Genomic DNA, 20454 nt, shown 5'->3' on the forward strand with positions numbered 1-20454 from the left:
GTGATTGACGCGGCGGAGCTGGCCGTCCCCTCCCTGCTGCGCCAGGACCTGCCGGCAGTGGTGGACGCTGCCCTGGGCCGGCGCGGCATGGTGGTCATCCGGGCCCAGGCACACAGCATCATCCAGCCCGGGGCCAACATGACCACGGGCGGGCTCTGGCGGATCCAGGGAACGGCACAGCAGGCCGGACCAGCCAACGCAGCGGAACCCGTACCCTTCAGCGTTATTGCAAAGCTCACCCAGTCGCCACTGTTGTGGCCCGGCATCCAGGCTGTACCTCCGGAGTTCCGCGGGCAACTGGCGGAGCGCTACCCGTGGCGCACTGAAGCGCAGGCGTACGCCGCCGGGGTCAGCACAGCATTGCCCTTCAACGCCCGGATGCCCGAGGCATTCCGGATCACCGAGCTGGATGCGCAGCGGATCCTCATCTGGCTGGAGGACGTGGACGACGACGGTGCCCAGGGGTGGAGCGATGAGCAGTTTGCGGAGGCGGCCTTTGTCCTGGGCGGCCTCGCGGGCAGCCCGGACGTGGATGCGTGCGTCACGGCAGTGCCGGATGCCACGACATCGCGGCGCCTGGAGTTCTTCCTCGAGGGCGTCGGAACGCAGCTGCTTATCCCGGCGATCATGGACGACGACGTGTGGCGGCACCCGGTGGTGGCCGGCGCTGCGGACCCCGCGGTCATCAGTGGGCTGCGTAGCCTGGCAGGGAGGGCCCCGGACCTGGTAAACGTGCTCGTGGCCCTGCCCCAGTTCCCCATGCACGGCGACGCCAGCCCACAGAACCTGCTGGCCGGCGCATCCAACGTCGGGGACGAAGCGTTCATCCTCATCGACTGGGGAAACTTCGGCAGGGGCCCGGCCGGATTCGACCTGGCGCAGCTCCTGGCCGGACGGGTCAACGACGGCGACATGCCGGGCAGCGACCTTGTCCGGTTGGCGCCGCTGTGCGTGGACGCCTACTGCAATGGAATGGCCGAGGCCGGAACCGAACCCGATGCGTCATCCGTCGCCCGCGGCCACGCCGCAGCCATGGCCGTGTTCACCGGCCTGTCCGCACTGCCGTTGGACCAGCTGGCGGCGCCACGCCCCGGGCTGGAGGACGTGGTGGCCGGGCGGCTGGACATGGTCCGCTTCATCCTGGGACGGCTGGACGCGCTGGGCCTGTAGGCTGTGCCAGGGCAGCCGGACTCACCATCCCAGCGTGCCGGGCTCACCCTTGAACGACCCCACCACGTTGTCGGTGACCCAGCCGCCGTAATAGCCCCCGGCCTGGGGGCGGGCAACTTCGCCGTTCACCTCGCAGCGGTCCATCGGCCCCGCATAGACAGCCACCCGGCCTGCCAGTTCCGCGTAGCCGGGGAGGGGCTGAGGGTAGGACCAGGCGGCCCGCTCTGCGGACCGGCCGCCGCCGCGAACGGTGAAGTACTCGGCCCGGCCCTTGAACTCGCACCAGCTGGTTCCCGGGGCGGGCTCCAGGGCGCCGGGAAGGAACGCCGCGCGCGGAAGGTAGTAGACGGGCGGATGACTGGTTTCCAGAACCCTGAGCCAGTCCGTGGTGTCGAGGATCAGTTCTCCGCCCAGGAAGATCCGGATCCGACCGGAGCCGGGTTCAACCCGCGGCGGGCGCGGATAGTCCCACACGGATTCCTGGCCGGGACCGGGAACCACGGGCTGGGTGGGAAGCGATGGACGTTTGCTCTGCCGCATGCTTCCAGTGTGCACCCGGGCGCGTGGGCCCGGCACGTCAGCCCTACCCGGGCTGGTCCACGTCCTTGGCGTCCATGATCCGGTAGGCGTACCCCTGCTCGGCCAGGAACCGCTGCCGCTTGGCGGCGAACTCCTGGTCCAGCGTGTCGCGGGCCACCAGAGAATAGAAGCGTGCCGCCCGCCCGTCCTTCTTTGGCCGCAGCAGCCTGCCGAGCCGCTGTGCCTCCTCCTGGCGGGACCCGAACGAACCGGACACCTGGATGGCCACCGATGCCTCCGGCAGGTCGATGGAAAAGTTGGCTACCTTGGATACCACGAGCGTCTGGATCTCCCCGGCACGGAAAGCATCAAAGAGCCGCTGCCGCACCTTGACCGAAGTGTCCCCCTTGATGACGGGTGCCTGCAGGCGCTCGCCGAGGTCGTCGAGCTGGTCAATGTACTGGCCAATCACCAGCAGCTGCTCGCCGGCGTGCCGTGCCACCAGCTGTTCCACCACCAGGGATTTGGACTCGGAGGTGGAACACAGCCGGTATTTGTCCGCGTCGTCGGCCATGGCGTAGGCAACCCGTTCGTCCTTCGGCAGGTCCACCCGTACCTCAACACAGTCCGCCGGTGCGATGTAGCCCTGGGACTCGATGTCCTTCCACGGTGCGTCGTACCGTTTCGGCCCGATCAGGCTGAAGACCTCGCCCTCGCGCCCGTCCTCACGGACCAGGGTGGCGGTCAGGCCCAGGCGGCGGCGCGCCTGAAGGTCCGCGGTCATCCGGAAGATGGGAGCCGGCAAGAGGTGCACCTCGTCATAGATGATCAGGCCCCAGTCGTGGCCATCCACCAGTTCCAGATGAGGGTACAGGCCACCGCGTTTGGTGGTCAGGACCTGGTAGGTGGCAATGGTTACGGGGCGCACTTCCTTCAGCGCGCCGGAGTATTCGCCGATTTCATCCTCTGTGAGGGACGTGCGCTTCAGCAGTTCGTCCTTCCACTGCCGCGCGGCCACCGTGTTGGTCACCAGGATCAGCGTGGTGGTGGATCCGGTGGCCATGGCCGCGGCGCCCACCAGCGTCTTACCGGCACCGCAGGGGAGCACCACCACGCCGCTGCCGCCCGACCAGAAGTTTTCGCTGGCCAGCCGCTGGTAGGGGCGCAACTGCCAGCCATCCTCGTTCAGTGCGATGAGGTGTGGGGTGCCGTCAACGTACCCGGCCAGGTCCTCAGCCGGCCAGCCGATCTTCAGCAGGAGCTGCTTCAGCTGGCCCCGCTGCGATGCGTGGACCACTACTGTCTCGCCGTCGATCCGCGGCCCAAGGAGCGGCTGGATCTTCTTGGCCCGGATGACTTCCTCCAGCACCGGATAGTCGTCGGTGCGCATCACCAGCCCGTGCTGGGGATCCTTCTCCAGGCGCAGCCGCCCGTACCTCGACATCGTCTCCTCGATATCGATCAGGAGCGAATGCGGTACGGGAAAGCGGGAATACTTCAGCAGCGTGTCCAAGACCCTTTCGGCGTCCAGCCCGGCCGCGCGGGCATTCCACAGCCCCAGCGGCGTGAGCCGGTAGCTGTGCATGTGCTCGGGTGCCCGCTCCAGCTCCGCGAACGGCGCGATGGCATGCCGGGCCTCGGTGGCGAGCTCGTGGTCCACTTCGAGCAGGATGGTTTTGTCACTCTGGACAATCAGGGGTCCGTCGTTCACGCAGGACAGTCCTTTACTGGTGCAGTTCCTCTGCAGCCTCGATATCGATGATTCGGTGGATGGACAGGACCCGCTCCGTGTCCTTGGCGGGGTCGAAGACACGGACGCGTCCGCCGCTTACTGAAAGCGGAACGACGGTTTCCAGGGTGGCATTCCCCAGGCTGTCCACCACGTTCATGCTGATCCGTTGCTTGAGCCGGATGGCGCGCTGCAGCGCCTCCAGCCCCAGCTGGGTTGCCGCTTCTGCCTTTCGGCCAGCCGCACCGTTGCGGCCAGGCGAGCCGTCCTCCTTGCGCAGCACGGCAAGCTGGGCGTCCACATCGTCGGCCGCCGGTGCAAGGCGGGGCGCCGTGTACACGGGCCGCGGGCTTTCCTGCGGGACCGGTCCGCGCCGGAGCCGGACTGCGGAGTCCTCCACGCCATCCACCGACGGCGAGAGGCCAAGGCCGCGCAGGATCTGCACTGTTTCGCGCGGCGGCAGGGAGGACGCCAGGATGGTGGGAGCGAGCCGGACCAGGCCGAGCGCGGCTGCCCGTGGCCCGGAGAGGAGTTCCTGCAGCGCTTCCTCGTCATCGCTCTGGATGAAACTGGCGGAGGTCCCCACCCGAAGCTGCCCATGGCGGGTGGCGGTGTCCTGGATGAGGTATTCCAGCGGCTGCGGCACCGCGGTGGCGGAGTGGTCGCGCAGGAACTGCAGCAGGCGGCCGGCGTCATACCCGGCGTCCAGTGCGCGCCGGACGGAGGCCTCGGAGAACCGGTAGATCGTGGCTGGTCCCTGGCCCTCGGCGTCGGCCATGGCCAGGAGCTTTTCAGCCAGGTCGGGTGCCAGGTAACCAGGTGCCACTGCTGTCAGGTCGGCCTGGAGCAGCACGTGGTTCAGGGCGGCCGGCAGGTGCTGGCCCAGGAGTGTCATCGCCTCGTCCGGGTTGTCACCGGCGAAGGCGGCTCCCAGTTGGGTCAGGGCCCCGGAGCCCACCAGGCCGAGCAGCTCGGCCTCGGCGAGGACGCCGCGGATCAGGGAGCTGAAGCGCCGCGCCATCCGGGGCTGCGCCCACTCGGCGCGCTGGAGGACCGCCGCCGCGTCCAGCACCGGCGCGGCGCCGTCAGCGGACGCCGCCTCGGTGGTCAGCTCCAGCAGTATCTCCAGGATGCGTTTGCGGATGACGGGGGCGTCGGGCCGCTGCGCTTCCGCAGACAACGGGACAATGGCCCCGCCGGCAGCCGACCGGTGCGCGGCCGGAACTCCGGAGGTTCCGTTGACCGGCTGGCCCACCAGCGACGGTACGCGTTCGCTGGACAGCCAGGCATTGACCAGCCACTGCCATTGCTCCTGCCGGGGCAGCGCCAGCCACTCAAGCTGCGGTGGCAGCACCCAGGACGACGAATCGACGTCCAGGCGGATCAGCCCCGCAAGGCCGCAGAGCTCCAGCAGCAGTCCAACCTGCGGCTGGCTGATCCGCAGCAGCTCACCGAGCCGCCGCGTCTCACGGACCCCTACACCACCGCTGCGCAGCGTGGCCAAGGGCTGGCGCTGGACGGCGTGCAGCAGTTCGCCCACCAGCCGCAGGGTGTCCGAAATGGCACTCAGGGCAGCATTCCGCCGGAGGGCCGCGGTGGTGGTGCCGAGCTCCGGCACCGGCGGCGTCAGGGTGAAGTCGTTGATGATGGCGCCGCCCCGCAGGGACAGCCCTACGCTGTGGGGCAGTTCCACATGGGCGGCGTCCAGCGGAACCAGCAGCCCCCGGGCCAGCAGCCAGTCGATGGGCCCGACGTCGGCGCCCTCGGTGGTGACGGACGCCTTGCGTTGCGCCTGGGGGACGGCACCCATGGCCCAGTTCCGGAACCTGGCGAGCAGCGCCGTCGTCCGCTCCGGGGCAAGGGCGAGGATGTCCTGCACGGCTTCCGGCGAGGACGTCCAGTGCTGCAGGGCCAGCGCCGCCTCCATCGGGGTGGTGGCATCCTGGATCTCGACGCCGCTCCGGTGCAGTTCGGACACAAGCTGAACCGCCCGTTGGGCGAACGCCGGCTGGAGCCGGACAAGTTCCGTGTAGCTGCGGCCCAGCCCCGCGGGATAGATTCCCACCACGTCCTTGAGGCAGCCCACGGGGAGGTAGAAGCGCTGGCGGTTGCCGGCGGGGGTGCCGTGGGGTGGATCGGCCCGGTGCACCAGGGCAAGATCCTGCAGGCGGTCCAGGATCCGTTCCAGGATGGGCACCGAGGAGCCTGCAATCATCTTGTGCAGCGCGGGTGCGCTGGCGCTGTGCCCGGTATCGGTGTTGGTGCACAGATGAAGGGTTTCAAGCACCTGCATCTGTGGCCTGTTGAGCCGCTCCAAGGCACGCTGGACGCTGACCCGCGAGCTGGCCCGGGCCGCCAGGGCAGGGAAGTCAGGCACGGCGGGGGAGAGCAGGTCCGGCCGCGCGGCGAACAGCTCCCGCAGCGAGTCGTCGCTACGGGCTGCCAGGTCCTTGCTGAGCGCGCGAATGAGGGACATCAGTCCAACGTTACCGCTGGTCAGGTTTTCCTGCCCGGCGCCGCCCTGCAACGCCGTCGAGCACCAGGAAAAGCATCAGGACGAATGCGGCGGGCAAGCCGTACAGCGCCGTGTAGGTAACCCACGCAGGAGCCACTGACCCGGCAAAGGCCAGGGCCATGACCGCCGCCACGGCGGCCAGCGAGAGCACTGCAATGACGGCGGCGGCAATCATGATGGGCCGCCGGTAGCGCGAGGGTGTCATGGACGTAACGCTACCGCCCCTCCGGCAGCGCGCGTGAACCCCGGCGTCCGGGGCGGCATGAAGCGGGATTCGGGCGCGGGGCAGGATAACCTTGAAGGATAAAGACCAACACGGTACGCAGCTGCCATACCTTAAACCCGCACAACCGGTGCGGATGCGGTGGCGGCCGGCCGTGTCTCACAACAGCAGAACGAAGAAGGTTGATTCAATGCCTACCGGCAAGGTCAAGTGGTATGACAAGGACAAAGGCTTCGGGTTCCTCGCGGGCGAGGACGGCCAGGAGGTCTTCCTGCCCAAATCGTCGCTGCCCGAGGGCGTAACGGAACTCAAGGCCGGCACCCGCGTGGAGTTCGGCGTGGCCGACGGCCGCAAGGGTGCCCAGGCCCTGGGCCTGCGCGTCCTCGACAAGACTCCCTCCATCGCCAAGGCCAAACGGCCCAGCGCCCGCGACCTTGCCCCCCTGGTCCAGGACCTGGTGACGGTCCTCGACAATCTTTCGGGCACCCTGTCCAACGGCAAGTACCCGGACGGCAACAAGGGCAAGGCCATTGCCGCCGCCCTGCGTAAGGTTGCCGACGAGCTGGACGTTTAGGCAGCAATGAATCCGGAAGCTGAACAGCCCGACGCAGGAATGCAGGCCTCGGAACAGGAGACAGCCGTTACGCCCCAGGCAGCTGCCTCGGAGCGCACTGCCGTCCCCCGCGCCGCCGCGGCCGTGAAGGCGGCCCCCCAACGCAAGGCCGGCGTGCCGGTGTGGCGGACAGGGAAGCCGGACGCGTTTCTGGCCGCCGCCGTCGACGTTGCCAGGACTGCCCTCGAGGGAATCACCTCGGCGTCGGACATCGGTCCACACCTGGCTGCCAAAAGCGAAGGCGACCGCCTGGTGACGCACCTGTTCGAATCCAGGCTGCCTGGCTACTCGGGCTGGCAGTGGTACGCCGTCATCACCCGCAACTCCCGGTCCAAGCTGGTGACGGTCAACGAACTGGGCCTGCTGCCCTCGGAGGATTCGATCCTGGCCCCGGAATGGGTGCCGTGGGCTGAGCGGGTGCGGCCCGAGGACGCCCGGGAAGAGGATCACGAGCAGGAGCGCACGGTTCCCGACGCCCAGGCTGCCGGGGAGTCCGAAGCCGAACCGGAGACTGAAAAGGCAGAGCCTGTGCAGCAGGCCGGGTCCCCGGACGCTGCCCAGGCAGATGACGGGGAGGGCTAGCCAGCCCCCTCATGGTGGTCCCATCGAACCAACCAACAGCAAACGGCGCCGTCCGGGGTAAACCCGGGCGGCGCCGTCGTATGTTCTGTCGCCGGGCCTTGCCGACGGCGGGAGTTACTTGCGCAGCTCGCCCACCACGTAGTCAATGCTGGCCAGCAGGGCTGAAACGTCCTCGGGGTCGATGGCAACGAAGGTGGCGATACGCAGCTGGTTGCGGCCCAGCTTGCGGTAAGGCTCCGTGTCCACGATGCCGTTGGCGCGCAGGACCTTGGCTACCGCGGCGGCATCCACAGAGTCGTCGAAGTCGATGGTGGCAATGACGTTCGAGCGCTCGTCCGGGTTGATGACGAACGGCGTCGCGTACTCAGATGCCTCGGCCCAGGTGTAGATGCGGCCGGCGGAGTCGGCGGTGCGTCCCGCTGCGAAGTCCAGGCCGCCGTTGGAGTTCAACCACTGCACCTGCGCGTCCAGCGTTACCAGCGTGGACAGCGACGGGGTGTTGTAGGTCTGGTTCAGCTTCGAGTTGTCGATGGCGGTCTGCAGGTCCAGGAAATCCGGGATCCAGCGGTCGCCGGCTTTGATCCGTGCTGCGCGTTCGAGGGCGGCGGGGGAGAACAGGCCAAGCCACAGGCCGCCGTCGGAGGCGAAGTTCTTCTGCGGGGCGAAGTAGTAGACATCGCTCTCGGCCACATCGACGTCCAGGCCGCCGGCGGCGGAGGTCGCATCGACCAGTACCAGTGCGCCCTCATCGGCATCCGCTACGCGCTTTACCGGAGCGGCGACGCCGGTGGAGGTTTCGTTCTGCGGCCACGCGTAAACGTCGACGCCGGCCTCGGCCCGGGCTGCCGGGCGGGTGCCCGGGTCCGACGTAATGATGGAGGACGCATCCAGGAAAGGTGCCTTATTGGTGGCTGCGGCGAACTTCGACCCGAACTCACCAAAGGACAGGTGCTGGGCCTTCTTCTCCACGAGGCCGAAGGAGGCAACATCCCAGAACGCTGTGGAGCCGCCGACGCCGAGGACAACCTCGTAACCCTCGGGCGCGCGGAAGAACTGGCTGAGGCCCTCGCGGACCGAGCCCACGAGGTTCTTGACGGGGGCCTGCCGGTGGGACGTGCCCAGGATGGTCTTCGACGCCGCAGAGAGCGCATCGATCTGTTCCTGCCTGACCTTGGATGGCCCGGCTCCGAACCGTCCGTCCCGGGGCAGGAGGTCGGCGGGAATAGTGATGCTGGTTTCGCTCACGGGTGCTCCAATGTCGGCGGGGAGGTGGCTTTAGCCGGTCGGGCGGATAACGCCGCCCGACAGTCGGCAGTGACTGCAATACAGGCCTTTCCCATTCTGCCTGAACAGGCGTAGGCGCGGGAGCCGGAGCCGCTAAAGTCCAAACATTGAGACACGGGAACCTGGAGCCTGCAACTATTAGGACAAAGTCAAAATAGGCTAAGCTTGGCTCCGGACTATGTCGCGCCGCATGGCGGCGGGCCGTGTGGGACAACGCGGAACAACGCAGGGTATTGCGCTCGAGGAGCTGAGCTGGATGACGGATCTGATCGACACTACGGAGATGTACCTTCGGACCATCCTGGAGCTGGAGGAAGAGAACATCGTTGCCCTGAGGGCCCGTATTGCAGAGCGGTTGCGCCACTCGGGCCCTACCGTGTCCCAGACCATCGGCCGGATGGAGCGTGACGGCCTGGTGGTGGTGTCCGGCGACCGACACCTGGAGCTCACCGAGGTGGGCCGCAAACGTGCCACGGAGGTCATGCGCAAGCACCGCCTTGCGGAACGGCTCCTGGCTGATGTCATCGGCCTGGACTGGGCCTACGTCCACGACGAAGCGTGCCGCTGGGAGCATGTGATGAGTGAGCGCGTTGAGCGCCGGATCTACGAACTGCTCAACCACCCCACCGAATCGCCCTACGGAAACCCGATTCCCGGACTGGCCGCACTGGGTGGCCACCCGGACCTGTCCTTGTCCGACGGTGCGATCAGCCTTCTTGAGGCCATGAAGACGTACGGCCCCGCCTCTGCCGTGACCATCAGCCGGTTGGCTGAACCCATCCAGGTGGAACCCGAACTCCTGTCCCAGCTCGACGAAGGCGGCATCCGCCCCGGAGCGGCGGTATCGCTGGAGCGTGTGGGGGACTACATTTCGGTCCGTGTTCCGGGCATTGAAGGCGCCCTGGAACTGCCTCCCGAAGTGGCTGCCCACGTATTCGTAGCCGTCAACTGACACCGTAAAATCCCTGCTTTTACCCCGTGGGAGCTGGATCACGCAAAAATAACGGAATTGTTACTAAGGGACTTAAGCCCCTATAGTTGAACGAAAGCGTTGATACTTAAGCGTTACCTGATCTGGAGCCGAGCTCTGCCAGCGGATCAGGAGCACCAAGTCATAACTGGCAGAGGCGGGGGAACCACAACTGGCAGCGGGGGACTGCCTTGGGGTGAAGTCCGTCAGCAGCAAGCCTCTTCCAGTGAAGGAACCTTCCGGGGATTTCTCTGTGCCGCAGCTTGCTTACGGCGGACCGGGTCTGTGAACTCTCTGACCCGAATCCGACAGCTAACTTCGCAGGCTATCCAGAGAGGAACCCTTCTTGACCATGCAGACCCCCCGGGGCCGCCGCCGCGCGGCGGGCCCCGCTGCTACGCCGCGTGCTGTCGAAGCCGTCCAGGCTGCCGAGACCTCGCGCCCCCGCGATCTCCACCGTGACGCGCGCCGCCGTCGGGGTCCGTTCCGCCAGATAACGGAATTCGCCTCGGCCAGCGGTATCGGCCAGAAGGCCGGCATCGCGCTTGCCGCCACCGGCCTGGTGCTTACCGTTACCGTCCCCGTGACCAGTCCCGTCATGGCAACTGACGCCAGCGGAACCGGTGCCGTTGCCGCCTCATCTGTGACGCCACAGCCCGCGATTTCCGCGGAAGCAGGCGCCCAGATCGACTTCAGCCGCTCCGCCGTGGTCACCCAGGCGGACCCTGACGGCAAGCTCAAGCAGCTGCTCAGCGCCCAGTCCGCAGGATCGGTCTCCCGGGCTGCATCCGCCGGTACCCTGGGGGCCCCGCTGGCCACCATGACCACGGCGTCGCCGTTCGGCTACCGCGTCAGCCCCATCACCGGCGGCACCGGCGACTTTCACCGCGGGCAGGACTATGTTGCCCAGTGCGGTACCTCCGTGATGGCTGCCGCCACCGGAACCGTGACTTTTGTGGGCTGGCACCAGTACGGCGGCGGCAACAGGGTGGTGGTGGACCACGGCAACGGCCTGGAGACCACCTACAACCACCTGTCGTCGTTCAACGTGAAGGAGGGCCAAACCGTCTCCCGGGGCGACGTCATTGCCCTCAGCGGGACCACCGGCGCCTCCACGGGCTGCCACCTCCACTTTGAAGTCCAGGTCAACGGTGAGGTCGTCGACCCCACCGGCTGGCTCTAGCCAAATGATGGTGGACTCTCGAATGGCCGTGACCCGCCGTGACCTGAATGTGACATTCAAACAAAACTGCTGTACCGTCTAAATCGCGTCAACTTTTCCGAAGTTGACGCTCTTGAGTGGATTGCCTAACTCTGCCACCGCTCAAGGTCCGTTCGCATTTCATCGTCTGGCAGGGGCGGGGGAACCAATTTTGGCCTTCTTGTTTCGAAGGCCTTGGGGTTAAGTCACGAAAGCTTCCTTGGAAGCCGTGTGGCCGGGTGACTCCCATCCGAATCCGACAGCTCACCTCGCAGGCATTGGGAGAGGCTACCTTCGTGTCTTCACGCCATAATGCTGCGCGCCACCGTGCGCAAACGGTTCGTACCAACCCTTTGGGCGCCGTGTCCAAGGCTGTAAGTGCCAATGCCGGGACAGTGGGTCGCCAGGCTGCAGTAGTTGCAGCCGCTTCCGGCCTCGTCCTGGCTATGGGCCTGCCGGCCGTCGCGGACACCACCGCGGGCGTCTCGGCATCCACCGAGTCGGGTTCGGCCCAGACCGCCCTGGCTGTCACCGCGGCACCTACCGCCACTGTTTCCTTCGAGCGCCCGGTCATCAAGACCACTGCTGCTCCGAAGCCGGAGCCGGTACGCACCCAGTCCACTGCGTCAGCAGCACGGGATGCCGGCAACGCCGTCACCGCAGCCGCTGGCTCAACCGAAGCTGCTTCCGAGAAGCTCGCGGAAACAGTTTCCTCCGCTGCCACCTCGGGCATCGCGGCCATCGCGTAGACCGGCATTGGCCACCCGTACGTGTGGGGCGGCACCAGCCCCAACGGCTGGGACTGCTCCGGATTCACCCAGTGGGTCTACGCCCAGGCCGGCATCAGCATCCCGCGCGTCAATGCCTGGAACGCCATGAAGCCCACCTCCACCCCCCAGCCTGGCGATCTCGTCATGCAGAACGGCGGCGCACACGTTGGCATCTACGTCGGCAACGGCATGATGATCAGCGCGCTCAACCCGTCCCAGGGCACCCTTCTTCACGCGGTTGCCGCCACGGGAACCTCCTCGTTCTACACCATGAACTAGTTTCTGGGGCCCCAGGCCCCAGAAACTTTTTCTTTGCCCCCGCTTTTCGCTAAATCACACATCCCCGTTCGGGACGCGCCGACGTACCCCCAAGATGCCGGCGCGTCCAAAACCCCCGTGTTGCCTACAGGCCCGGGGATAACGAAAGAGAGAACTGATGACGACTCGTGCTACCGCACGGCATCGCGCCGAAGTCACCAAGACCAACTCAATCGCCATTATCGCCAAGGCTGTTGGCGGCAACGCCGGCGGCGTTGGGCGCCAGGCAGCGGTTATCGCCGCAGCCTCGGGCCTGGTCCTGACCAGCGGCATCGCCGCAAACGCAGCTGACACCAACGTCCAGCGCGACTCCGCTCCTGCATCCGCTTTTGAAGTTGGAACAGCTGTGGAAGCCCCGATCTCCGCGGCTTCCACCATCAACATCTCCTTCGAGAAGCCGGCCGTCAGTACCAGCCCGGCTCCGGTGGTTGAGGCAGAGCCCGAGGTTGAGGTCCAGGAAGCCGCTCCGGCTGCCCAGACACCCGCAACGCAGACCGCTGCAGCGCCGAAGGTCACCGCTACCGTCACGGCGCAGCCCGCATCTGCTCCCCAGGCATCTGCCAGCGGCAAGGGCGCAGCAATCCTGTCCGCAGCGTACGCCCAGCTCGGCGTCAACCAGGACTGCACCATGCTCGTCACCAACTCGCTGGCTGCCGTGGGCATCAACTTCCACGACTGGCCCGCTGGCTACCTCTCCCTGGGCCGCACCGTGAGCGCTGCCGAGGCCCAGCCCGGCGACCTGATCTACTACGCCGACGGCGGCGCCGGCATGGCCCACATCGCTGTTTACGCCGGCAACGGCCAGGCAGTGCACGGCGGCTACAACGGCAACCAGACCGTGGTCTTCAGCGCAAACGTCGGTTCCGGACCGGTCTTCATCCGCGTCAACTGATTCCCCCCGACAGGGCCGGTACGGCCGCCCTTCGGATAAAAGGACCCCTGCCCACGCGGCAGGGGTCCTTTGCCGTTAACGGGCGGTGCGCTCCGGACGCCCTTCCCTGACGATACTTGTGTGCCGTGATTAGCTGATCCTGCATTTCTTTGTTTACTCTTGTGGTGTCGATCCATAGCCCGGACATGCCGAGGGCAGCCGGCCCTCGTGCCCCTGACGGGTGCGGCCGTGAAGAGGTACGTGCATGCGCACTCTCGTTCTGAATGCTGGATATGAACCGCTGGCGGTTATTACTTTCCGCCGGGCGCTGGTGCTTGTGCTCACGGGCAAGGCAAGCGTGGTAGCGGAGGGCGATGATCCCGTGGTGGGTCCGCAGGAAATCCTGGGCCGCCCCTCCGTGATTCTCCTCAACCGTTACATCCGGCCCAGATACAACCATGCCACCGCCGTCAGCCGGCGCGGCGTCCTGAGGCGGGATGGGCACAAGTGTGCGTACTGCGGAAAAGCGGCGCACACGATCGACCATGTGCACCCCAAGTCCCGCGGAGGGGCGGACACCTGGGAGAACCTGGTGGCTGCCTGCCTGCGCTGCAACAACGTCAAAGGCGACCACACACCCGCCGAGATGGGCTGGAAGCTGCGGTTCGAGCCAGCGCCTCCGCACGGCACCATCTGGCAGATCAAGGAATTGGAAAAGCCCACGCCGGCGTGGGACCCGTTCCTCCTGCCGGAGCGGGCAGCCTGACCTTCGCTGACTGCCTGACGCGGGCCGACTAATTGACCTGGGCTGCCCGGTCGACCTGCGCTGACGGGCTGGTGGTCCTGGCGGTGTTGCCTGCGCTGGCCGCCGGGCCTGGGCTGTGGTGGCCGCCTCACCTATTGAGTGCCTGGACTGTCATGACGGCGCCCGGCACTGGCTACGCTTGAACCATGCAAGACGACGTGCCGGCCTTTGATGCCCTCATCCTGGCGGGAGGCCGGTCCTCGCGGCTGGGAGGAGTCCCGAAACAGGGACTGCTGTTTCGCGGAACCACCCTTCTGGAACGCGTCCTTGCGGCAGCTGAAGGAGCCCGGGCCACCGTAATTGTCGGTCCGGACCCCGGCCCGTTGCCCCCCGGAGTGCTCACGTGCCGCGAAGAGCCGGAGTTCGCCGGGCCCGCAGCGGCTATTGCCACCGGACTGGACGTCCTGGACCGGGCGGGGGCGAGTGCTCCGCACACCCTCGTCCTGGCCTGTGACATGCCATTGGTCTCCGGGGCTGTGCGTGCCCTTCTGGATGAGTTGTCCATGGGGCAGGGAGCGGGGACTTACATGGCCTGTACCGAGGATGAACACGGCGCAGGGAGGATGCAGCCGCTGGCCGGACTTTATAGCACAGGCATGCTAAAAAAGTCCGCCCGGGAATTGGCCTCGAACGGCCGGTTGGTCAACGGATCAGTCCGGTCACTCCTTGCTAGTCTGGACGTGCAGCTTGTCGCCGTTCCGGCCGCTTACACGGCAGATGTGGATACGTGGGACGATGCCGCCGCACTGGGGATTGCCGCCGGCAGCCCGGACGTGGAGGACGGGGCCGGGCGCGGCCGCAGTTAACTTGGGAGGCACGTGGTGAAGAGCCAGGACGAAACACTGGAGGAATGGTGCAGGTCGCTGCTCCAGGCCTACGAGCTTGAGGATGTCCAGGTGGACATCAATGCCATCCTTTCCCTTGCCGGCGTCGCGGCGCATTCCGTGGTCCGTCCCGCCGCCCCGCTGACCACCTTCATTGCCGGATTCGCCGCGGGCCTGGCCTCGAACTCCGGCAGTTCGACCGATGCCGTGGCCATGGAAAAGGCCCTTGCCGTCGCCCGCACACTGGCTGCCGACTATGACGCTGAAGCCCCCGGGGCCCCCGGCGAATGACAGAAGCACCCGGGCAGGAAGCAGCATCCCCCACAGGGCATAAACACAGCCATGGTCACAGGCATGAACACAGCCACGACCACAGCAACGGACACCCGCAAGGACAACTGCAGGAACAACCGCTGCGACAGAACGACGAAGGTCAGGCCGGAACCGGCCAGGAACAGGACGCGGGCCAGGGCCACCATCACCTGGCCCACACCTGGGCGGAAGCGCGCCAGGCCGCCTTTGACGCCGCAACGCCCATCCCGCCCGGACCCGTGCCGCTGGATCAGGCCCAGGCCCGCAGGCTGGAGCAGGACATCATTGCGCTCCAGGACATGCCGCACTACGCTTCCTCCGCCATGGACGGATGGGCAGTCAACGGGTCCGGGCCGTGGATCCCCGTCGAAGCCGGAGCCCGCCTGGCGCCGCACCAGGCCAGCCCCATCGTTACCGGCGGACTTATCCCGCCCGGCGGCAAGGGGATCCTGCGCAGCGAAAGCGCCGTCCTCGCCGAGGATGAGGACGGGCTCCCCGTCCTTGCCACGGGTGGCACCGCCCGCCCCGGTGAACCGCGCAACGGCCAGCACGTGCGCAAAGCAGGCGAGGAAGCACAGGAAGGGGACATCCTTGTTCCGGCGGGGGTGACCCTGAACCCGGCGCACCTGGCACTCGCCGCACTGGCCGGATATGACGAGCTGACGGTACAGGGCAAACCCCTGGTGCGCCTGCTGCTGACCGGGTCCGAGGTGGTGGTGCAAGGCCTGCCCGCCCCGGGGAAGGTCCGGGACACGTTCGGCCATCAGCTGCCGGCCGTCGTCGGCATGCTCGGTGGCATCCCGGGCGGACAGCAGCGCATCGGCGACTCCTACGGGGAGTGGCTCGCGGCCTTGGAGGACGTGGTCCCGGAGGGCCCCGGCGCACCCGGGCTCCCGGCCGACGTCGTCATCACCACCGGGGGGACGGGCCGCTCCGGCACGGATCATCTCCGCCGCGCCGTTGCCGAACTCGGCGGCCGCCTGGTGGTTGATGGCGTGGCCATGCGGCCCGGGCACCCGGTGGTGCTGGCCGAACTCCCGGACGGCCGGTTCGTCCTGGGCCTGCCCGGAAATCCGCTCGCCGCCATGATGGCGCTCTTTACGGTGGGCGCGCCCCTGTTGGCCGCCCTGGGTCACGGAACAATGCCGGAGGTGCAGGAAGTGGCCTCCGGAACGCTCATAGACCCGGATCCGGGCCGCACGCGCCTCAAGCCGTTCCGGCTGTTGTACGGGATGGCGTCGCCGGCCCAGCACACCGGCCCGGGCATGATGCGCGGGCTTGCGACGGCCGACGGCGTCATGGTGGTTCCGCCGCACGGCGTGCAGCTGGGGGAGCAGGTACCGGCCTTCGCGCTGCCGTGGGGCCCGCCCATTCCAGCGCCTGCGGAGCCCGCCAAGGCCAAACCGCGAAGCAGCAGGACGTCCCGGACGGCGGCGAAGGCCGGCCCTGCGGGGCCAGTGGACTGGAGCGCCCTTCTCGGCTGAGCCGGGGCTTGGCCGGGCAGGCACCCTGCAGTGCGATGATGGAGACATGAACAGGCAGGACGGTCCATGGGACGCGTGACGCAGCGCCGCAAGGTGCATAAGTATGTCCTGGACGGCTCGCCGAAGGCGCTGGAGTTTCCCGTCCGCTACCGCGAGGATGTCCTGGCAGTGGAGGAACCGTTGGAAATCCGGCTGGGCAGCCTCTCCTATTCGGTCACCATGCGCACTCCGGGCGACGACTTCGACCTGGTAGCCGGCTTCCTGGTGTCCGAGGGCGTGATCTGGACCCCGGACCAGCTGGTATCCCTGCGCTTCTGCGCCGGCGAGGACGAGAACGGTGTCCAGACATTCAACGTGGTGGAGGCCCAGCTGCGTCCTGACGTCCTCCTGCCGGAAACGGGACGGAACGTTTATACGTCCAGCTCCTGCGGCATCTGCGGGACGGACTCCATTGAAGCCGTCCGGAAGTCCTCGCACCACAGCCCCGCGGCGGACCCCCTCACGCTCGACGCGCACGTACTGGCATCCCTGCCCGCACTGCTCCGGAAGTCGCAGCGCCTCTTCGACGATACCGGCGGGGTGCACGCTGCCGGGCTTTTCCGGGTTGAGGACGACGGCGGCGTGCAGCTTATGTGCCTCCGCGAGGACGTGGGACGGCACAACGCGGTGGACAAGGTAGTGGGCTGGGCCCTGCGCGAAGGACTCCTGCCACTGCGCGGCACTGTCCTCCAGGTGTCCGGCCGGGCATCATTCGAGCTGGTCCAGAAGGCGGCTCAGGCGGGTATCCCCGTGTTGGCTGCCGTCAGCGCGCCGTCGAGCCTGGCCGTGGAACTCGCCGAGGCCAGCGGCCTGACGCTTGCCGGTTTCAGCAGGGGAACCAGCCTTAACGTCTACGCGGGGGCAGCCAGGATCATCAGCCCGGTGGCTGCTTCCGCGCCCGCCTGACGCTCCATCAACCCCCTTCGGATGCTGCCGTAAGGGGGTTGGTTTGAGGGCTACCAGCGGGTAGATTTGTCCATCGAATGGACACGATGATCCAATTTTTTCAAGCGCTAAAGAGGGCCCACATTGCATGACGACCGCAGGATCACGGAAGTCCGACTCACCAGGTTTGTGCGTGAGCGCATCGACCCTGCGGTCTACAGCCGGACCGTGCCCCTGACCCTGAGCAGCTGGGACGTACCGGATGAGCCGGTACCCGCCCTCGAAGCGATGCGGCAGCAGTTCCTGCCCCTCGAGCACGGGACGGCATGGGGCAAACCGTGGAGCACCAGGTGGCTCCGGCTGCAGGGCGACGTACCCGAGTCGTGGGGCACCGGCCCGGACACCACGGTCGAAGTGGTGGTGGACCTCGGATTCACCGTCCAGACCCCCGGCTTCCAATGCGAGGGAATTGCCTGGCGGCCGGACGGCACCATCATCAAGGCAGTCTCTCCCCGTAACAGGTACATCCCGCTGAAGCTCCTGGGCACCGGCATGGCGGTGGACTTCTACGTGGAGGCAGCGGCCAACCCGGACCTCGCACAGGACTGGACCTTCGCGGCAACTCCCTACGGTGACAAGTCCACTGCCGGAACGGCCCCGCACTACCGGCTGGGAACCATCGCCATCGCCGAACTCAACCAGACCGTCTGGGAACTGCAGCAGGACGTCTGGACACTGTCCGGGCTGATGGAACAGCTGCCCTTGGAACTCCCGCGGCGGCACGAAATACTCCGGGCCCTGGAACGGATGATGGACGTCATGGACCCGGACGATGTTACCGGGACCGCGGCCGCCGGCCGGGAGGCGCTGGCCGGGGTGCTGGCGCAGCCCGCTTACGCTTCTGCCCACCAACTGGTGGCCACCGGCCACGCGCACATCGATTCGGCCTGGCTGTGGCCGGTACGCGAAACCGTCCGCAAGTGCGCCAGGACCTTCTCCAACGTGGTGGCCCTGATGGACGAGAACCCGGACTTCGTGTTTTCGTGTTCCTCCGCCCAGCAGCTCTCCTGGATCAAGGAGTCATATCCGGAACTGTTCAGCAGGATCCGGGAGAAGGTCCGCGCCGGGCAGTTCGTTCCGGTGGGCGGCATGTGGGTGGAGTCTGACACCAACATGCCCGGCGGCGAAGCGATGGCGCGGCAGTTCATTGAGGGAAAATCGTTCTTCCTGTCCGAGTTCGGCGTCGAGTGCCGGGAGGCGTGGCTGCCGGACTCATTCGGTTATTCCGCCGCCCTGCCGCAGATCGTGAAGTCCGCGGGAAGCCGCTGGTTCCTGACACAGAAGATCTCCTGGAACCAGACCAACCGGATGCCGCACCACACCTTCAACTGGGAAGGCATCGACGGTACCCGGCTGTTTACGCACTTCCCCCCGGTGGACACCTACAACGCCGAGCTCAGCGGCCGCGAGCTTGCGCACGCGGAACGCAACTACAGGGATCACGGCCGGGGCACCGTTTCCCTGGTGCCGTTCGGTTACGGCGACGGCGGCGGCGGACCCACCCGGGAAATGCTCAGTGCCGCCGCCCGCACCGCAGATCTGGAAGGCTCACCCAGGGTTAGGATCGGATCCGCTGAGAGTTTCTTCCGGCAGGCCGAAGAGGAATATGCGGCCTTGCCCGTGTGGGTGGGGGAGATGTACCTCGAGCTGCACCGCGGCACCTACACCAGCCAGGCGCGCACGAAGAAGGGCAACCGGCGCAGCGAGCACCTGCTCCGGGAAGCCGAGCTGTGGTGTGCCACTGCCGCCGTCCGCACCGACGGCGCCTTCGAGTACCCGGCAGCTGAGCTGAAGCGGCTTTGGCAGCTGGTCCTGCTGCAGCAGTTCCATGACATCCTTCCTGGCAGCTCCATTGCCTGGGTACACCAGGACGCCGAGCGCAATTACCAAGCCATCGAGGCCGCCCTGGAAGGCATCATCAGCCAGGCCGCCGCGGCAGCGCTGGGAACAGGGGAACGGACATTCCTGCTCAACGCCGCCCCGCATGCCCGGAACGGAGTTCCGGCGATGGCCGCCGCCGAACCGTCGGACCGGGGCGGAACAGTCCGGGCCAGCAGCGGGGATGGCGGATTCGTCCTGGACAACGGCGTGATCCGGGCGGTCCTGGACGCGGACGGCCTGGTGGCATCCCTGCAGGACTATGCCTCCGGCCGCGAAGCCATAGCACCGGGACAGCGCGGCAACCTGCTGGAGCTGCACCGGGATACCCCCAACGAGTGGGACGCCTGGGATATTGATGAGTTCTACCGGCGCAACGTCACCGCCCTGACCGGCGCGGAATCGGTCCGGCTGGAGGAGGGGTCCGATGGCGCCACTGTTGTGGTGGAACGCCTGGCCGGAACCTCGCCTGTTACCCAGCGCATCACCCTCGCTCCGGGCAGCCCGTCCCTGGCCATCACCACATCAGTGGACTGGCAGGAACGGGAGAAACTGCTCAAGCTCGGATTTGCCCTTGATGTCCGCGCCGACCGGTCGGCGTCGGAAACCCAGTTTGGGCATGTCTTCCGGCCTACCCACACGAACACGTCCTGGGAAGCTGCGAAGTTCGAGATCTGCGCGCACCGCTGGATCCACGTGGGGGAGCCCGGCTACGGCGTCGCAGTTTCCAATTCGTCCACCTACGGCCACGACGTCGCCAGGAACATCAGGGAGGCCGACGGCGGCACCACCACCACGGTGCGCCTCTCGCTGTTGCGGGCGCCGAAGTTCCCGGACCCCACGGCCGACCGCGGCCGGCACGAGCTGACCGTAACCGTCCGGCCCGGTGCTGATATTGGCGCCGCGGTGGAAGAGGGGTACAGGACCAACCTTGCGCCCCGGTTGGTCACGGGTGCCGCGCCGGTTGAGCCGCTGGTCTCGGTGGGCACGCCGGGCCTGGTTGTCGAAGCGGTCAAGCTTGCCGAAGACGGCTCGGGCGACGTCGTGGTCCGCCTGTATGAGTCGCTGGGGCAGCGCACCGCCGGGCGCATCACGGCGAATTTCCCCGTGCGTGACGTTGTGGTGACGGACCTGCTGGAGCGGCCCACCGAGGCTCCCGGGGTGTCCGCGGCTGAGGGTGGCGCGGACCTGCAGCTCCGTCCGTTCCAGTTGGTGACCCTGCGCTTCGTGCGGTAGTACCGGAGGTCATCATCGTCCAGGTCTGGGGGTCCCGCCGGGCCCGCAGACCTGGACGGAAACCGGGGCGTAGACGCGCCTGCGCTGCTAAAAGGACCGTTAAATAGGCTGAGTGGGGGCGGTCCCCAACGGCCGCCACCACTCATCCCCCCAATGCATGCGAAGG

General features: G+C 67.1%; 17 protein-coding genes, 1 pseudogene and 2 riboswitches. Of the genes and pseudogenes, 13 read left to right on the forward strand and 5 right to left on the reverse strand.

Annotation, left to right across the window (positions count from 1 at the left end; genetic code table 11):
- Positions 1 to 1170, forward strand: a complete 1170-nt coding sequence (locus BLT71_RS05945) for a phosphotransferase (RefSeq protein WP_091718427.1) — start codon at positions 1 to 3, stop codon at positions 1168 to 1170.
- A gap of 21 nt (positions 1171 to 1191) precedes the next feature.
- Here the strand turns inward: BLT71_RS05945 and BLT71_RS05950 are convergent, their stop codons facing one another.
- From BLT71_RS05950 to BLT71_RS05965, 4 genes are read right to left on the reverse strand one after another with little or no spacing between them, the layout of a single operon-like run.
- Positions 1192 to 1710, reverse strand: coding sequence for a DUF427 domain-containing protein (locus BLT71_RS05950; protein ID WP_091718429.1), 519 nt, complete (start codon positions 1708 to 1710; stop codon positions 1192 to 1194).
- Between the two features lie 43 nt (positions 1711 to 1753).
- On the reverse strand, positions 1754 to 3400 hold the full coding sequence (locus BLT71_RS05955; RefSeq protein ID WP_091718431.1) for a DNA repair helicase XPB: 1647 nt from the start codon (positions 3398 to 3400) through the stop codon (positions 1754 to 1756).
- Between the two features lie 13 nt (positions 3401 to 3413).
- Positions 3414 to 5894, reverse strand: coding sequence for a helicase-associated domain-containing protein (locus tag BLT71_RS05960; RefSeq protein ID WP_091718433.1), 2481 nt, complete (start codon positions 5892 to 5894; stop codon positions 3414 to 3416).
- A gap of 10 nt (positions 5895 to 5904) precedes the next feature.
- A complete protein-coding gene (locus tag BLT71_RS05965) occupies positions 5905 to 6138 on the reverse strand; it encodes a hypothetical protein (RefSeq protein ID WP_091718434.1) in 234 nt (77 codons plus the stop codon).
- 208 nt (positions 6139 to 6346) lie between these two features.
- Between BLT71_RS05965 and BLT71_RS05970 the strand changes: the two genes are divergently transcribed.
- Both BLT71_RS05970 and BLT71_RS05975 read left to right on the forward strand, forming a co-directional pair.
- Positions 6347 to 6730, forward strand: a complete 384-nt coding sequence (locus tag BLT71_RS05970; RefSeq protein WP_015936126.1) for a cold-shock protein — start codon at positions 6347 to 6349, stop codon at positions 6728 to 6730.
- Positions 6731 to 6736: 6 nt separating this feature from the next.
- Positions 6737 to 7351: a DUF3027 domain-containing protein gene (locus BLT71_RS05975; RefSeq protein WP_091718436.1), complete on the forward strand. Its 615-nt coding sequence runs from the start codon at positions 6737 to 6739 to the stop codon at positions 7349 to 7351.
- 114 nt (positions 7352 to 7465) lie between these two features.
- Here BLT71_RS05975 and serC read toward each other — a convergent pair whose 3' ends face one another.
- Positions 7466 to 8596 (reverse strand): phosphoserine transaminase, encoded by a 1131-nt coding sequence (gene serC / locus BLT71_RS05980; RefSeq protein WP_091718437.1) that lies wholly within the window; start codon positions 8594 to 8596, stop codon positions 7466 to 7468.
- Between the two features lie 295 nt (positions 8597 to 8891).
- Here serC and BLT71_RS05985 point away from each other — a divergent pair, with 295 nt between their 5' ends.
- The 10 genes and pseudogenes from BLT71_RS05985 (at position 8892) to BLT71_RS06025 (ending at position 20288) form a co-directional block, all read left to right on the forward strand.
- Positions 8892 to 9587: a metal-dependent transcriptional regulator gene (locus tag BLT71_RS05985; RefSeq protein WP_091718440.1), complete on the forward strand. Its 696-nt coding sequence runs from the start codon at positions 8892 to 8894 to the stop codon at positions 9585 to 9587.
- 141 nt (positions 9588 to 9728) lie between these two features.
- Positions 9729 to 9947, forward strand: a riboswitch (cyclic di-AMP (ydaO/yuaA leader).
- Positions 9948 to 9957: 10 nt separating this feature from the next.
- Positions 9958 to 10788, forward strand: coding sequence for a M23 family metallopeptidase (locus BLT71_RS05990; RefSeq protein ID WP_091723851.1), 831 nt, complete (start codon positions 9958 to 9960; stop codon positions 10786 to 10788).
- 128 nt (positions 10789 to 10916) lie between these two features.
- A riboswitch (cyclic di-AMP (ydaO/yuaA leader) is annotated at positions 10917 to 11098 on the forward strand.
- Between the two features lie 70 nt (positions 11099 to 11168).
- Positions 11169 to 11855, forward strand: a pseudogene (locus tag BLT71_RS05995) (C40 family peptidase).
- 157 nt (positions 11856 to 12012) lie between these two features.
- Positions 12013 to 12786, forward strand: coding sequence for an NlpC/P60 family protein (locus tag BLT71_RS06000; RefSeq protein ID WP_091718442.1), 774 nt, complete (start codon positions 12013 to 12015; stop codon positions 12784 to 12786).
- A 244-nt stretch (positions 12787 to 13030) separates the two neighbouring features.
- Entirely contained in the window at positions 13031 to 13531 is a 501-nt protein-coding gene (locus BLT71_RS06005; RefSeq protein WP_091718444.1) for an HNH endonuclease, read from the forward strand.
- A 185-nt stretch (positions 13532 to 13716) separates the two neighbouring features.
- A complete protein-coding gene (gene mobA, locus BLT71_RS06010; protein WP_172829913.1) occupies positions 13717 to 14376 on the forward strand; it encodes a molybdenum cofactor guanylyltransferase in 660 nt (219 codons plus the stop codon).
- A 12-nt stretch (positions 14377 to 14388) separates the two neighbouring features.
- Positions 14389 to 14685 carry a DUF6457 domain-containing protein gene (locus BLT71_RS20540; RefSeq protein WP_231994462.1) on the forward strand — a complete coding sequence of 99 codons (297 nt, stop codon included), beginning with the start codon at positions 14389 to 14391 and terminating at the stop codon, positions 14683 to 14685.
- On the forward strand, positions 14682 to 16190 hold the full coding sequence (locus tag BLT71_RS06015; RefSeq protein WP_091718446.1) for a molybdopterin-binding protein: 1509 nt from the start codon (positions 14682 to 14684) through the stop codon (positions 16188 to 16190). Before BLT71_RS20540 ends, BLT71_RS06015 begins: the two co-directional genes overlap by 4 nt.
- Before the next feature lie 66 nt (positions 16191 to 16256).
- Positions 16257 to 17135: a formate dehydrogenase accessory sulfurtransferase FdhD gene (gene fdhD / locus BLT71_RS06020; RefSeq protein ID WP_091718448.1), complete on the forward strand. Its 879-nt coding sequence runs from the start codon at positions 16257 to 16259 to the stop codon at positions 17133 to 17135.
- Between the two features lie 123 nt (positions 17136 to 17258).
- Entirely contained in the window at positions 17259 to 20288 is a 3030-nt protein-coding gene (locus tag BLT71_RS06025) for an alpha-mannosidase (protein ID WP_091718449.1), read from the forward strand.
- The last annotated feature ends 166 nt before the right edge of the window (positions 20289 to 20454 follow it).

Origin of the sequence: Pseudarthrobacter equi, assembly GCF_900105535.1 — a bacterium.
GTDB classification, from domain to species: Bacteria; Actinomycetota; Actinomycetes; order Actinomycetales; family Micrococcaceae; genus Arthrobacter; species Arthrobacter equi.